The 14638-nt window shown below is 59.9% G+C and carries 14 protein-coding genes; 5 read left to right on the plus strand and 9 right to left on the minus strand.

Annotated features, from left to right (window positions below):
• The first annotated feature begins 524 nt into the window (after positions 1-524).
• Positions 525-1205, plus strand: coding sequence for a substrate-binding periplasmic protein (locus ACXAH0_RS23380; RefSeq protein WP_475195484.1), 681 nt, complete (start codon positions 525-527; stop codon positions 1203-1205).
• A 151-nt stretch (positions 1206-1356) separates the two neighbouring features.
• On the opposite strand, the gene ACXAH0_RS23385 is transcribed toward ACXAH0_RS23380, so the two are convergent.
• Positions 1357-1620, minus strand: coding sequence for a class II aldolase/adducin family protein (locus ACXAH0_RS23385; protein WP_475195485.1), 264 nt, complete (start codon positions 1618-1620; stop codon positions 1357-1359).
• Positions 1613-1921: a class II aldolase/adducin family protein gene (locus tag ACXAH0_RS23390; protein ID WP_475195486.1), complete on the minus strand. Its 309-nt coding sequence runs from the start codon at positions 1919-1921 to the stop codon at positions 1613-1615. Before ACXAH0_RS23390 ends, ACXAH0_RS23385 begins: the two co-directional genes overlap by 8 nt.
• 283 nt (positions 1922-2204) lie before the next feature.
• Here ACXAH0_RS23390 and ACXAH0_RS23395 point away from each other — a divergent pair, with 283 nt between their 5' ends.
• Together ACXAH0_RS23395 and ACXAH0_RS23400 are read left to right on the plus strand one after the other, a co-directional pair.
• Positions 2205-3128, plus strand: coding sequence for a hypothetical protein (locus ACXAH0_RS23395; RefSeq protein ID WP_475195488.1), 924 nt, complete (start codon positions 2205-2207; stop codon positions 3126-3128).
• Positions 3129-3474: 346 nt separating this feature from the next.
• A complete protein-coding gene (locus tag ACXAH0_RS23400; protein ID WP_475186776.1) occupies positions 3475-4209 on the plus strand; it encodes a hypothetical protein in 735 nt (244 codons plus the stop codon).
• A gap of 31 nt (positions 4210-4240) precedes the next feature.
• On the opposite strand, the gene ACXAH0_RS23405 is transcribed toward ACXAH0_RS23400, so the two are convergent.
• The 7 genes from ACXAH0_RS23405 to ACXAH0_RS23435 all read right to left on the minus strand — a co-directional run bounded on the left by ACXAH0_RS23405 (position 4241) and on the right by ACXAH0_RS23435 (position 12386).
• Positions 4241-5029, minus strand: coding sequence for a crotonase/enoyl-CoA hydratase family protein (locus ACXAH0_RS23405; protein WP_475195489.1), 789 nt, complete (start codon positions 5027-5029; stop codon positions 4241-4243).
• Positions 5026-5886 (minus strand): hydroxymethylglutaryl-CoA lyase, encoded by an 861-nt coding sequence (locus ACXAH0_RS23410; RefSeq protein ID WP_475195490.1) that lies wholly within the window; start codon positions 5884-5886, stop codon positions 5026-5028. Before ACXAH0_RS23410 ends, ACXAH0_RS23405 begins: the two co-directional genes overlap by 4 nt.
• A gap of 107 nt (positions 5887-5993) precedes the next feature.
• Positions 5994-7625: an acyl-CoA synthetase gene (locus ACXAH0_RS23415; protein ID WP_475195491.1), complete on the minus strand. Its 1632-nt coding sequence runs from the start codon at positions 7623-7625 to the stop codon at positions 5994-5996.
• Entirely contained in the window at positions 7612-9606 is a 1995-nt protein-coding gene (locus ACXAH0_RS23420) for an acetyl/propionyl/methylcrotonyl-CoA carboxylase subunit alpha (RefSeq protein ID WP_475195494.1), read from the minus strand. Before ACXAH0_RS23420 ends, ACXAH0_RS23415 begins: the two co-directional genes overlap by 14 nt.
• Positions 9606-10121 carry an O-acetyl-ADP-ribose deacetylase gene (locus ACXAH0_RS23425; protein ID WP_475195495.1) on the minus strand — a complete coding sequence of 172 codons (516 nt, stop codon included), beginning with the start codon at positions 10119-10121 and terminating at the stop codon, positions 9606-9608. Before ACXAH0_RS23425 ends, ACXAH0_RS23420 begins: the two co-directional genes overlap by 1 nt.
• A gap of 4 nt (positions 10122-10125) precedes the next feature.
• Positions 10126-11733 (minus strand): carboxyl transferase domain-containing protein, encoded by a 1608-nt coding sequence (locus ACXAH0_RS23430; RefSeq protein ID WP_475195498.1) that lies wholly within the window; start codon positions 11731-11733, stop codon positions 10126-10128.
• The gene (locus tag ACXAH0_RS23435; RefSeq protein WP_475195500.1) at positions 11730-12386 is read right to left on the minus strand and encodes a TetR/AcrR family transcriptional regulator; all 657 of its coding nucleotides are present in this window, start codon (positions 12384-12386) and stop codon (positions 11730-11732) included. The genes ACXAH0_RS23430 and ACXAH0_RS23435 overlap by 4 nt, the downstream gene beginning before the upstream one ends.
• Before the next feature lie 165 nt (positions 12387-12551).
• Here ACXAH0_RS23435 and ACXAH0_RS23440 point away from each other — a divergent pair, with 165 nt between their 5' ends.
• Both ACXAH0_RS23440 and ACXAH0_RS23445 read left to right on the plus strand, forming a co-directional pair.
• On the plus strand, positions 12552-13733 hold the full coding sequence (locus ACXAH0_RS23440) for an adenylate/guanylate cyclase domain-containing protein (RefSeq protein WP_475195501.1): 1182 nt from the start codon (positions 12552-12554) through the stop codon (positions 13731-13733).
• An 83-nt stretch (positions 13734-13816) separates the two neighbouring features.
• On the plus strand, positions 13817-14614 hold the full coding sequence (locus ACXAH0_RS23445; protein WP_475195504.1) for an alpha/beta fold hydrolase: 798 nt from the start codon (positions 13817-13819) through the stop codon (positions 14612-14614).
• Positions 14615-14638 lie beyond the last annotated feature (24 nt).

A 14638-nucleotide genomic window follows, 5' to 3' on the forward strand; every position in this document is an offset into this window, starting at 1 on the left:
AATCCAACATACTCTGACATGGTCACTCTCCTTTTATGCCTCTTGGGGCGTGTGCTACGACCCCGCATCATAGGCTCAGGAGAGTGGCCGCCGGAATTACGCTATGTATTATTCGCAGAGCCCGATTGACCCCGATCACAGGTTGGCAAGGGGGGCGCCAATTTCCTTCTGTCCTGCTTGAGCTCGAGACGGTGTCCGGCCGGGCCTTGCCCAGATGCAAATATTGCGGGCGGCGCGGGTGCGTTATGCGTCATTTGACGTGCAGTTCGATACATATCCGCAGCGTTTCATTCAATCTCAAGTTTATTTCAGGGCCTTATTCTGGTTGGTTTGGATGCGTTTTTTGGATTTTTGTTTGCCATTTTGAGTAATTTTTCTTAAATATTGGTTTGTTTGGCCGTGGCTCCAGGTCCTGTGAGTTTTTGTTTATGCGTTAAAATTTTATGACGTGTTGATTTTTATTTTTTTGCACTAGATACTTAGTTGTTATCATTTTTGGATTTGGCTGTTTATCAGGAAACCAGATGCGGTTTTATTTAATTCAGCTGAAGTTAATCCTTGCGCTGCTGTGGTTGGTCCCGCAGCCAGCCTCCGCACAGGCTGTGCTGAAATTCACCCTCTCCGAAAATCTGCCCCAGTTTGAGCAGCTGGCTGACATTCTGCGCCATGCCTATTCGGAATTGGGTATTCAGATCGAGTTCCAGCGCATGTCGCGCTCCCGGTCTCTGGTTACGGCAGGCAAGGGGCTGGTGGATGGGGAGCTTGCGGGAACGCCGTCCATTGAAAAGAAATTTCCCACTCTGATCCGGGTCAGTGTTCCGTTGATGCAGGTCAAGGTCGGGACGATTATCTGCACCCGGCATTCGGACGAGACAATTCTGGACAAGATTCACGAGAAAAAAGTCGGCTATATCCGTGGGGCGGTCGTTTTTGAAAACTATACCAAAACCTTTGACGAGGTCTGGGTGGCGGACACGTATGACGAGCTTTTCGGGATGCTCAAACTTGGCCGGCTTGATGTGGTGCTGGGAGGCCAGATCGCGCTCGACAAGTACGGTCTGACACATGAGGCCGGGTGTCTGGAAATGGCCGGAAAGCCTATCCGGACGGTCAAACTGTATCATTATCTCCATGAGAGGAACGCGCAGTTGGTCCCGGCGATTACATCCATTCTGGAAAGCATGGCCGCGTCCGGCGAAATGTAGCAGACGTCATGAGGCTGCCAGGCCTGATCAGAGCCGGGGTCCATCACCTGAGTTGAACCCGCCGCGTTTCACCGGATATGCCTGACTGGCGTAGTCGGACTGTTCGCTGTTCAGAATGGCTTTCAGCTCGTTCAAATGCCGGCCTAGAAGATCAGGATAGTCTTCCAGCTCCCAGGCGGTTTTTCGGCGACCTCACGGAAAAGGCCCGCAAGGAGGCGGTCTGGAGAGCGCGGACATAGGTTTGTGCAGTACGTTCGAAATAGTAGAGCCGGTTGAATGTGTCGGCGACGGTCTCGCCTCTTCCCAGGACCCCGTGATTGCCCATGATCATGGTTTTGGTCTTGGGGACGCCCAGCATGCCGGCGCAGCGTTTGCCTTCCTCTTCGAGGGCGAGGCCGCCAAACTCTTCATACACCACATGCGCCCGCTAAAGGCGGCAGCGTGCAGTCCTCCAGCCAGGCCGGAATGGTCGCATGGATCGAATGCACATGCATCACGCCGCGGGCATGGGGGCATCGACCGTGGATGGAGCGGTGCAGACCTCCGGCAGTGAGGTCCGGTGCGTCGGCCGTGTCCATGGTGGCCGGATCATTGGCGTCCAGTAGCAGGTCGGAGGCCTTGTTCCTGGCAAAATGCCGGGGTTGGGGGGGCGTGAGGAATTGGGTGCCGTCCGCATTGACCGCAAAGCTGAAATGACTTGCGACAACCTCATGCATGCTCAGACGGGCTGTTCAGCGGATGGCGGCAGCCAGACCCACACGGTCCCGCCAATGGGTCAGGTTGGTGTTTTCAGCATACTGCACCATTGCCCGCCCTTTCCTTGAATTCTGCCCTTTCTGCCGACCATGCCCGACGGTTGCCAGACAAGGCTGCGCTTTTTGGAAGAAGGGGGGGGCTCGTTTCCGATGACGACTGCAAAGTTAAAGGTGATCGTGGTCTTTTTCTACTTAAGTATAAAAAAATACCAATTCGCAATTTATTGTGTCATAAGATATGAAGATGCTTCGAAGTTTCTGGGAACTGACGATGTCCAAGTTGATGTTGGGGCTTTTTATTCTTGTCATTTTTACACAAGCCAATGCAACTTCTGCTTGGTCTTCGGATCGACTCGTTTATAATCTTCGCTTGGATGAGGTTGAGTATGTCGAGACGCTGCTGGAAAAAGTGTTGCTGCGGACATCTCCTTTCGGCGGGGCGTCGGAAGTCGGACGCTCCGCGGAGTTCTTTTCCCGGGCCCGACTGCTGGAAGAGCTCATTGTTGGCGACAATATCCAGATTGTTGCTGAAGTGCCCAAACCGGGCTGGGAGGAGAAGCTCATTCCCATTCGCATTCCCTTGCGGAAGGGAATTCAGGGTTACCGGCTTTTCCTGATCAACCGCCAGGACCAGGAACGCCTGTCTCAGGTGAGGTCTCTGGAAGAACTGAAAGCCATCCCGACGGGCACAGGGGTGCAATGGTCGACTTACCTGATCCTGCGTAAGGCCGGATTTAATGTTGTCCCTGGAGAAACCCACGCCCGGCTGTTCGATATGCTCAAGGTCCGCCGATTTGTCACCTTTGGCCGCGGCATGAACGAGATCTTCGGTGAGCTGGAGCGTTTCGGCCCCGACAATCCGGATCTGGCTATTGAGCAGACGCTGGTCCTGTTTGTGCCTCTGCCAACCTATTTTTTTGTCAGTCCAGCGCGGCCGGAACTCGCCAGCCGGGTGCGGCAGGGACTGGAAGAAATGCTTGCGGATGGATCGTTCGATGCTCACTTTCTTGAGTATCATCAATCGGATATCGACCGGGCACGTTTGAAGCACCGCAAGATCTTTACTATCGAAAACCCAAATCTCAGCCAGGATCCTCCTCTGAACGATCCGGCTCTCTGGTTCGATCCGGCAACCCATATTCCTGAAGACGGTGATCATAGCGGATAATACAGCGTAGTTCCGCTATATATTGGCAGGCATATTTTAGCTTGCCTTTGTGGTCTGGTTCAGGCCGGCAGAGATCGATTTGGCGCGGATTTGTCAGAATTGAGTCAAATTTGCACGGGCACTTTCTGCCTGTCGGTTACATTGTTTCTGGATAGATCCAACTGGCTGTTGATTTGGAAGGGTGCAGTTGATTCAATGACAGAATCAGTAAGACTTCCCAGTTTTTGCGGTTTCGCTGTTTGAATGCATGGAGAGCGGTTTGGGCAAAACAGCTAAAATCGAGTTTATCCGTCGCGTTTTACCTTTGAGCCTCTGCGTCCTGGCCATAGTGGGCGGGGTGTTTTTCATGTCGGTTCTGATGAGCCTGATGTGTATTGCGGCGGCGGCCGGAATATATGCGGCGATGCCGCATCCGGTTGTCCCCTCGGGGGCTGTCCGGCCGGTGTCGAAACCGTCGCCGGTGGTGTTTGACGCGGCCGGGTTCGGCCTCGGCATCGTGTTCTTTTCCCTCAGTTTTGTCGGCCTCGGGCTGACAACCGGCGGTCTGGCTCTGGTGTCGCTTCTGGCGCTTGCCCCGGCCTGTGTGTCTTTCATCTTTTTCGCCGCCGCCGTGCGTCAGAAAACCTCCTGGGTCCGGTTTTTCGGCAATGGCTTTGAATTCACCCAGTTCGGCCAGCGCGCACGCGTGCCTTATGAAGAGCTGAAAAAGATGGAGATCCGCCTGTGGGAGGCCTCCGGCTGGGTCGCCCGTTTCCAGGCCACCATCGGGTCCATCGGCCACAAGAAGGCGGTGCTGTTGAATGGGGAAGAAAGCACCAACACGCTTGTCTTTAAACATCCGGTCAGCGGCACCTTCACGATTTCCTCCGAACTCATTCCCGATCTGCAGCGCATCCTGATCGGTATGGACCGGGCGGGGGTGGATCTGCCGGACGGGATCAGCGAAGGCCAGCGCAAGAAAATCCGTCAGCGCCGGGAGCGCATGTATGGCGGGCCGGAGCCCGAGCTGCCCAAGTCGGAAGAGGCAGGTGTGGCCCGTATCGCTGCCTTGATCGAACATGCCCGGCGGCAGACGGGGTGAGATCAAAGGCGGAAAGCCGAGTGTGGAGTGGTCAGCGCACCGCCCAATCCGGCTTTCGCTTGTCGAAAAAGGCTGAAATGCCTTCCCGGGCTTCCGGTGTTTCCCATGTGTCTGCAAGGCGGTGGATTGTGTCTTCGATTGCGGCTTCGTCAATTCTGGGGCCGAGCACCCTTGCCAGGGCCTTGGAAGCGGCGACCGCCGCCGGAGCGGCGGCAAGATAGGGTTTGACTTCAGCGTCCACGGCCGAATCGAGTTCCTCTACGGGCACCACCTGTGCAGCGAGATTCAGATCCCGAGCCTCTTGCGCGCTGAAGAGGCGCGCGGACATGAAGACGCGCCGGGCCTTGCCCTCACCCATACGGGCCAGCACATAGGGGCTTATGGTGGCGGGGATCAGGCCCAGGCGGGTTTCGGTCAGGCCGAATTTCGCGCTGTCGGCCGCAATCACCGTGTCGCACACGCTCATCATGCCGATGCCGCCGCCAAAGGCCTGGCCCTGAATGCGGCCGATCAGGGGCTTTGGCAGCTCGTTGAGGGCTTTCAGCATGGCGGCCAATTTACGCGCTTCAGCGATCCGGGTCTGCCGGTCCGCATCAAACTGTTCTCTCATCCAGCCAAGGTCGCCGCCTGCGCAAAAGCTGTCTCCGGCCCCTGTCAGGATCACAACCCGCACGCTGTCATCCGCACCGAGCATTGACGCAGTCTTGGTCAGCTCGGCAATCATCGTTGCCGAAAGGGCATTGTGTTTGTCCGGGCGGTTCAGCGTCACCGTGGCAACACCCCGGTCATCCGTGGCAAGGGTCAGTGTTTCGTAACTCATGCGGGCGTCTCCCTCAGGCTCCGGGCGAAGGCGGCAATTTCGTCCAGCTTTTCTGTCTTTATTCCGCAGGTGAAGCCTTTTCGGGCCAAAAGGGCCGCAACGGCTTCTGTGGCGACATTGCCCTTTGCGCCCGGAGCATAGGGGCAGCCGCCGAGGCCGCCGATGGCGCAGTCAAAGGTGCGCAGGCCTTTTTCCAGACTCACCTCGATATTCTCAAGGGCTCTGCCCTTGGTGTCGTGAAAATGCCCGGCCAGCTTGTCGGCTGGCACATGGGCAAGCACGGCGTCCAGCATGTTTGAAATCGTCTCCGGCATCCCGGCGCCGATCGTATCCCCAAGGGAGATTTCATAGCAGCCAAGCGCATAAAGTTCCCTGGCTACAGCGGCGACCTGCTCCGGCGCGACCGGCCCATCATAGGGGCAATCGGTGACGCAGGAGACATAGCCACGGACGGGCATGCCGTCCTGCGCGGCCTTATCCAGAAGCGGCTTGAAGCGCTCGATGCTTTCTGCGACCGAACAATTGATGTTCTTTTTCGAAAAACCTTCTGACGCTGAGCCGAAAATTGCCACCTCATCGGCGGAGGCCCGCTTTGCTGCAGTATAGCCTTTCACATTGGGGGTCAGTACGGAATAGACAACCGCCGGATGTCGGTAGATGCCGTCCATGACCTCCTGGGCATCGGCCAGCTGGGGCACCCATTTGGGACTGACAAAACTCGTCACTTCAATCTTACGGAAACCGCACTCTGACAGCCGGTCCACCAGCTCGATTTTCTGGCCGGTCGGAACAAAGCGGCTTTCATTTTGAAGGCCGTCACGGGGGCTCATTTCAAAAAGGGTGACAAAATCGGACATGTCAGAACTCATAAGAACTTTCAGCACAGGGTCAAAAGGGGCCCGGAAATTTCAGAACGGGCTTAGAAAGGGCTGTGCGCCGAAAGGCGCTGGATGCTGGCCGCCGGTCATGTATCCTGTTCCGCCCGGATGCGCAGGTCGCGGCGGATCACCTTGCCGGTGGTGGTCATCGGCAGGGCGTCGACAAAGGCGACTTCCCGCGGATATTCATGGGCCGCAAGGCGGATCTTGACGAACTCGGCGATGTCTTTGGCCAGGGTATCGTCCGGCTCCACGCCTGCTTTCAGCACGATATAGGCCTTGACGATTTCGGTGCGCTGCGGGTCGGGTTTGCCAACCACACCGGCCATGGCGACTGCCGGGTGGCGGATCAGGCAGTCCTCGATTTCCCCGGGGCCGATGCGGTAGCCGGACGAGGTGATCACGTCGTCATCGCGCCCGACGAAGCGGATCCAGCCATGTTTGTCCATGACGCCGGTATCCCCGGTCAGCAGCCAGTCGCCGGCGAATTTGGCGGCTGTGGCCTCAGGATTGTTCCAGTAGCCGAGAAACATCACAGGGTCCGGCCTGCGCACGGCAACGGTCCCGTGTGTGTCCGGCGGCAGCTTCTGGCCTTCGGGGCCCACCACCGCGACCTCATGGCCCGGAACCGGCCGGCCCATGATGCCGGGCCGGGCGTCCATCAGGCGGGCACAGCTGGAGACGATCATGTTGCATTCGGTCTGGCCGTAAAACTCGTTGATGGTCAGGCCGAAGGTCCGCCGTCCCCATTCGATCAGCTCGGCGCCGAGGGTTTCCCCGCCTGAGGCAACGGACCGCAGACTGAACTGCCAGCTTGTTGCAGCATCCGGCACCTGGCGCATCAGCTTCAGGGCGGTAGGAGGCAGAAACGTATTGCGGATTGCCTGGTCTTCCAAAAGCTGGAAGGCGGCTTCTGCGGTGAATTTGCGGAAGCGGCAGGCCACTACGGGCACTCCCAGGTAAAGGGCCGGCAGAAGCACGTCCAGAAGGCCGCCGATCCAGGCCCAGTCTGCGGGGGTCCAGATTCGGTCGCCCGGCTGGCCCAGAAAATCGTGGCTCATTTCCACGCCTGGCAAATGACCCAGCAGCACCCGGTGGGCATGTAAGGCGCCCTTGGGCTGGCCGGTCGTGCCGGAGGTGTAGATGATCAGGGCGGGGTCATCGGCGGCCGTGTCAACCGGTGTGAACTCAGGGGTGTGCCCGTCCATGGCGTGGGCAAGATCGTCCGCACCATCCCTGTCCCCGTCCACGCAGAACACCGTGGTCAGATCCGGCAGCTGGTCCCGAAGAAGCGCAAGTTTGGCAGCCCCGCTCTGGTCGGTGATTATGGCTTTAGCGCCGGAGTCTTTCAGCCGGTAGGCTAAGGCCTCTTCGCCGAACAGGGTGAAAAGGGGGATCGTGATCGCGCCCAGCTTCAGGGCGGCCAGATGGGCATAGGCAGTTTCCGGGCGCTGCGGCAGAAGCACCCCGATGCGGTCGCCCGGCGCCACGCCCCGGCTGTTCAGCAGATTGGCGAGCTGGTTTGAGAGCCGTTTCAAATCGACGTAGGAATAGCTGTGCGACGGTCCGTTTTCCTCGCAATAGACAAGGGCCTCCCGGTCAGGGGCTTTGGCGGCCCACTGGTCGCAGGCGGCAACGGCAATATTGAAACGGTCCGGAACCGCCCAGGCAAAGTCCCGGCAGAGCTTGTCATAACTGTCAGCGTCAGGCAGCAGCATCGGCGGTCTCCTCAAGGGTCAGCAGCACGGTGCCATCTGTTACCTGATCGCCTTCGCTCACAAGGACCTCAGCAACAATCCCGTCGCGCGGGGCCTTGAGCGTGTGTTCCATCTTCATGGCTTCCAGAATGATCAGCGGCTGATCCCGTGTGATCGTGTCACCGGCCGTGGCGGAGAGCATCTTGACAAGGCCCGGCATTGGCGCCGTCACCTGATCCCCGGACGCGGCCACATCGTCATTGCTGCTCAGGCTGTCGGGCAGGCCGACGGAAAAGGCATGGCCGTTCAGGAACACGGTGAGGCCGTTGGAACCGTGGACCACTGTTGCCCTTGCCCTGTGGCCGTCGCAGTCATAGGTCAGGTGTGTGCCGTCCGTCTCGATCAGCGCAACCATACGGGGCCCGCCTGGGAGATGAACGGAAAACCGCCGCTGGCCGAGGGCGTGCACTTCAATGTCGTGGCGCTCCCCGTCGATTTCCAGAAGGGCGAACTGACGGGACGCACTCCACAGGCGCCAGCCGGCCAGGGTCTCGAAAGGGTCAGAGCCGGAGGCGGGTTTTGCAAGACCAAGGGCCGATAGGGCGGCTAGGGCAATTGCTTCATCGGGCAATTCGGGCTCGCCGATCAGCACCGCCAGATCCCGGTCGATCAGGCCGGTATCAACATCGCCTTTGGCAAAGCCCTCATGGCGGCAGAGGGCTGCCAGAAAGCCCGCATTGGTGACGCAGCCGGCCACCTGTGTAGCGTCCAGGGCGGCCAGCAATTTGCCAAGGGCTTCCTCACGGGATGCGCCATGGGTGATCACTTTGGCAATCATGGGATCGTACCAGGGCGTGATCTCATCGCCTGCGCGCACGCCGCTGTCGACACGGGCAAGATGGTCCGGCAGGTGCACATGCTCCAGTGTGCCGATGGCGGGCAGAAAGCCTTTGGGCGCATCTTCCGCATAGAGCCGGGCTTCAAAGGCCCAACCGGAAAAGCTCAGCTCTTCCTGAGTTTTGGGCAGGGGCGCGCCGGAGGCAACCTGCAGCTGCCAGTCCACCAGATCCTCGCCGGTAATCAGCTCGGTCACCGGATGTTCCACCTGCAGGCGGGTGTTCATTTCCATGAAATAGAAGCGGTCGGACTGCAGTCCATCCGCAACATCGGCGATGAACTCGATGGTCCCGGCGCCGCAATAGCCGATGGCCTTGGCGGCGGTAACGGCAGCCTCACCCATGGCCTTGCGCATCTTCTCCGGCATGCCGGGGGCAGGGGCCTCTTCAATGACCTTCTGGTGACGGCGCTGGAGGGAGCAATCCCGTTCAAACAGGTGCACCGCATGGCCATGGCTGTCGCCGAACACCTGGATTTCGATATGGCGCGGCTTGGTCAGGTATTTTTCGATCAGTACCCGTCCGTCGCCGAAACTGGCTTCGCCTTCACGCTGGGCACCGGAGAGCGCGTCCAGAAAGTCGGCCGGGTCGTCAACCCGGCGCATGCCCTTGCCACCGCCGCCCGCGCGAGCCTTGATTAGAACCGGGTAGCCGATCCGGTGCGCTTCCGCTTTCAGAAATGCCGGGTCCTGGCTCTCCCCGTGATAGCCGGGCACCACCGGTACGCCGGCCTTTTCCATCAGCGCCTTGGCGGCGTCTTTCAGCCCCATGGCCCGTATGGCCTTTGCACTCGGGCCGATAAAGGTGATCCCGGCCTTGTCGAGCGCATCGACGAAGTCGGGGTTTTCGGACAGGAAGCCGTATCCCGGATGCACCGCCTCCGCACCGCTTCTGGCGCAGGCCTCCAGGATCTTGCCGATATTCAGGTAGCTTTCGGCCACCGGGGCCGGGCCAATCGGAAAGGCTTCGTCCGCCATGGCGACATGTTTGGCGTTTGCGTCCGCGTCCGAATAGACCGCGACCGTGCGGATCCCGAGCCGTTTCGCCGTCCCGATGACCCGGCACGCGATTTCGCCGCGATTGGCTATGAGGATTTTCTTGAACATCAGTCTTCGTTCCCCTTCAGCGCGTTCAGCAAATGGGCAAGCGCCGCGTCATCGAACGCGACCAGCGCAACCGTTTCGATTTCCGGCAGCTCAGAGAGCGTCTTCTGAATGGTTTTGACTGCCGTTTCAGCTGCCAGCTCCGCCGGATAGCCATAAATGCCTGTCGAGATTGCAGGAAAGGCAACGGTGCGGCAGGCATTGGCCGCGGCAAGCCGGAGGCTGGTTTCGTAGCAACTGGCAAGCAGTCCGGCTTCGCCCTCGTTGCCGCCGCGCCAGACCGGGCCAACCGTGTGGATGATGTGCCTTGCCGGTAATTTGTATCCGGCGGTGATCTTGGCGTCGCCGGTCTTGCAGCCGTTCAAAAGGCGGCATTCCTGAACAAGTTCCGGTCCGGCCGCCCGGTGAATGGCGCCGTCCACTCCGCCGCCGCCGAGCAGCGAGGAATTGGCTGCATTGACGATGGCGTCGACCTTCAGCCGGGTGATGTCACCGACATGCGTTTCGATATGGCTCATGGCATCACATCCTGAAGAGACCGAAGCGGGTATCGTCGATCGGCGCGTTCAGCGCGGCGGACAGGGACAGCCCTAAAATGTCGCGGGTCTTGCGCGGGTCGACAATGCCGTCATCCCACAGGCGGGCGCTGGCATAAAGCGGGTGACCCTGGTCCTCGAACTGGTCGATGATCGGCTGCTTGAACGTCTGTTCTTCTTCTTGCGTCCAGCTGCCGCCCTTGCGCTCGATGCCGTCCCGGCGGACGGTGGCCAGAACGCCTGCAGCCTGTTCGCCGCCCATAACGGAGATGCGCGAATTGGGCCAGGTCCACAGGAAGCGCGGCGAATAGGCCCGTCCGCACATGCCGTAATTGCCCGCACCGAAGGACCCGCCAACCAGCATGGTGATTTTGGGAACGGAAGTGGTGGCAACCGCCGTCACCAGCTTGGCGCCGTCCTTTGCAATGCCACCGCTTTCATATTTCTGCCCAACCATGAAGCCGGTGATGTTCTGCAGGAACACCAGCGGCACCTTGCGCTGTGAACACAGTTCGACAAAATGGGCACCCTTGACCGCGCTCTCCGAGAACAGCACGCCGTTATTGGCAATGATGCCGGCGGGCATGCCGTGGATATGGGCAAAGCCGCAGACAAGGGTGGTGCCGTAGCGCGCCTTGAATTCGTCAAAGCGGGACCCGTCGACCACGCGGGCAATCACCTCGCGAATGTCATAGGGCGTTTTCAGGTCCCCAGGCACGACTCCAAGGATTTCCTCCGGGTCGTAAAGCGGATCTTCCGGCGCCTGAAGGGCGGCTCCGGTTCGTTTGGTGCGGTTGAGGCTGGCAATGGCGCGCCGGGCCAGGGCCAGAGCATGGGCGTCGTCGCGGGCCAGATGATCGGCGACCCCGGACAGGCGCGTATGCACATCACCGCCGCCCAGATCTTCCGCCGTCACTTCCTCTCCCGTTGCCGCCTTCACCAGGGGCGGTCCGGCAAGAAAGATAGTGCCCTGGTTTTTCACGATAATGGTTTCGTCCGACATGGCGGGAACATAGGCGCCGCCTGCGGTGCACGAGCCCATGACCACGGCAATCTGGGCAATGCCCCTGGCCGACATATTGGCTTGATTGTAGAAGATCCGCCCGAAATGATCCCGGTCGGGAAAGACCTCGTCCTGGTTCGGCAGATTGGCGCCGCCTGAATCCACCAGATAGATGCAGGGCAGATTGTTTTCGGCGGCAATTTCCTGGGCGCGCAGGTGCTTTTTCACCGACAGGGGATAATAGGTGCCGCCTTTCACCGTGGCATCATTGGCAAGCACCATGACCTCCTGGCCTTCCACCCTGCCGATCCCGGCGATCATTCCGGCAGACGGGGCGGCGCCGTCATAAAGGTCATGGGCGGCCAGCATGCCGACTTCCAAAAAGGGCGATCCGGGATCAAGCAGGCGGGAGACCCGTTCGCGGGGCAGGATCTTGCCCCGGGCGAGGTGGCGCTGGCGGGCGGATTCACCACCGCCATCCAGGGCCCTTTGCGCTGCGGTCCTGACCGCGTCCATGGCCGCCTCATGGGCCGCCCTGTTGGCGGAAAAGGCGCTGCTTTTCGGCGAGAGGCTTGATGTCAGGATGCTCATGTCATCCGGTCTCCGTTCGGGGCTGTGGTCTGGGAAAGGGCCTGGCCTGGAAGGGGCGCGACCGCTTTGCGCACCATGGTGAGATAAAGGTCTTCGACCTCACGCTCGCTGAGGCTGCCGCCCGCCCGGTACCAGGTGGGGATGCCGGTCAGCATGGCGATGATGGCCCGCGTCGTAACCCTGGGATCGCCGGTGCTGTAGCGTCCGGCCGCCGTTCCATCTTCCAAAATGCCGGTCAGGATGGCCTCGTAGCGGCGGCGTTCGGCTTCCACCAGCTTGAAATTATCCGGCTCCAAATTGCGCAGTTCCATATAGGAGATAAAGACTTCATCGGCGCGCTGCAGATGGTAGCGGATGTGAAAGCGCACAAACCGCTCCAGCGGGTCCATGGCGGCCGAAAATGGCGTGATGTCCCAGGCGGTCAGAAGCGCGCGCATATGGGCAATCATCAGGTCTTTTAAAATGTCCTGCTTGGTGGGGAAGTGATTGTAGAGCGCGCCGGGGCGAACCCCGACATCGGCCGCGATCTCGCGCATGGAAACGGCTGCATAGCCTGCGTCAGCAAACCGCTTGAGCGCCGCATCCAGAACACGGCGGGCGGTTTCCTGGCCTTTGGCACCGCGGGCGGCTGGTCTTGGTTCTGTCACGGCCACATCGTCCTCCCGTGAGTTTCTATAAATGAACGTTCATTCATTTTCAAGCCTTGCAGACACAACGGATGTGACAGGTCAAAACTGCCGCAACTGTTGGCGTCCGGATATGGGGATCCCTGTCTGGTCACCGCAGCAAAAGCACTTTAACGTGACGCCATGATCAGTATGGCGAAAATAGACGAGATCGAAGACTGGATGATCAGCCAGGCTCTTGGCTCTCCCAATCTGGGCAAGATGTTTGCCGAAATGTGTGAGCGGCTGCGCGCCTGCGAGGTTCCGGTCGACCGGGGCATGATGGCCTGGTCCACGCTGCACCCGTTGATCGAAGCCGAACTGGTGATCTGGGAAAGCGGCAATGAGCTGCATCACGAGCTGATCGCCCATTCGGAAGAAGAAACCGACGACTGGCTGCAAAGCCCGGTGCGGGCTGTTCTGGTCAACCAAGAGCCGCGGTTCCGCCGGCGGTTGACCAACTCCAATGCGCCGCAGGATTTCCCGCTGCTAACCCGCCTGAGCGAGGCCGGGTATACCGACTATCTGGTACTGCCGACGCATTTCGACATGCCGACCAATCCGGAGGATTATGCCAATAGCGGTATTATTGTCAGCTGGGCCACTTGCGACAGTGAGGGCTTTTCTGACGACGCCCTGAAGGCCATTGAATATATCCAAAAGCGTCTGGCGCTGGCCGCCCGGGCCAATATTGGCAGCCAGATCACCAAAACGGTTGCCGAGACCTATCTGGGGCAGACGGCCGGCAAAAAGGTGCTGAACGGACAGATCCGCCACGGCGACGGCGAGACCATTGATGCGGTGATCTATTATTGCGACATGCGCCGGTCCACCGCCATTGCCGAAGCTCTCGGGCCAGATGCCTATCTGACCTGGCTGAACCGGTATTTCGAAACCACGGCCGGATCGGTTCTGGATAACGGTGGCGAGGTGCTCGACTTTATCGGTGATGCGGTTCTGGGTGTCTTCCCCATTGGAGAGCAAAGCCTTGAAAATGCGGTCAAACAGGCTGTTCAGGCGGCCGATGAAACGCGGTTGAGGCTTGCGGCGGTCAATGACGAGCCGGCAAGCGCCATGCCCATGCAGGCCGGGGTCGCCCTGTCTGTGGGGTCGGTCATGTTCGGCAATATCGGGGTACCCCACCGGTTGACCTTTTCGGTGATTGGCCAGTCGGTCCATGCGGCCGCGCGTATCGAAAGCCTGACCAAGACCACCGGGTCGGATGTGCTGATGACCGAGGACATTGTCCGGTATTGCGCAGCCCGGGCCGAGCCGGTCGGCTCTTTCGAGCTTAGCGGCTTTACTGATCCGCAGCCCCTGTTTGCGCTCAAATGACGTGGCTGCCGTATTTCTTCTCTCTCATTCCTCGTCCCTCTTCGCACCGATGCGTCTCTGCGTTTCAAAAGTGATCAAAGACCATGACTGACTTGCGTCCCAATCCCCCGCGCCATCTGCCTTTTCATGACCAGCCTGCCGCCGGGGGGGCTGATGAGTGCCCTGTCGTGCTTCTGCACGGCTTTGGCGGAGACCGGCAGACCTGGGTGAATATCCAGACCGCGCTGGCGGCCAGAAAACGTTCTCTTGCCTTCGATCTGCCCGGACACGGCCAGGCGCTGGACTGGCCCCAGGTCGGCAATGCGGGTATTGCGGCGAAAGCCGTTGCCCAGTCCCTGGAGGCGCTGGAGCTGGACCGGGTGCACCTGACCGGACACTCCATGGGCGGAGCGGTGGCGGTTCTGGTTGCCCTGCGTGCGCCGGAGCGGATCGCCAGCCTGACGCTTCTGGCGCCCGGCGGCTTCGGCCCGGAGATCAATCACCGTCTGCTGCGCCGCTATGCAGCGGCTACGGATCAGGCGGACGTTGAAATTCTGCTGGAGCAGTTTTTCGGCTGGGAGTTCAAGCTGCCGAAACATCTGGCCAAATCCGTAGCCGAGAGCCGCGCCAAGCCAGGGGCAGCCGCCACGCTGGAGGCGATTGCGGACGAGATCATCGACGGTACCGTGCAAAAGACCTTGCCCCGGGACGCGCTGGCGGACCTGCCCATGCCGGTGAAAGTGATCTGGGGCACCCAGGACCGGGTTCTGCCCACCCGCCAGGCGCACAAGCTGCCGGGAACCGTCGCAACCCATATTTTCGAGCGCGTCGGCCATATGCCCCATCTGGAAATCCCGAAGGAGGTGACCCGGCTGATCCTGCAAAATACCGGTGTGAACTAAGTCTGTCCGGGAGGCTGCTGGGCC

It is taken from the genome of Roseibium sp. AWQ4_290 (assembly GCF_056160985.1).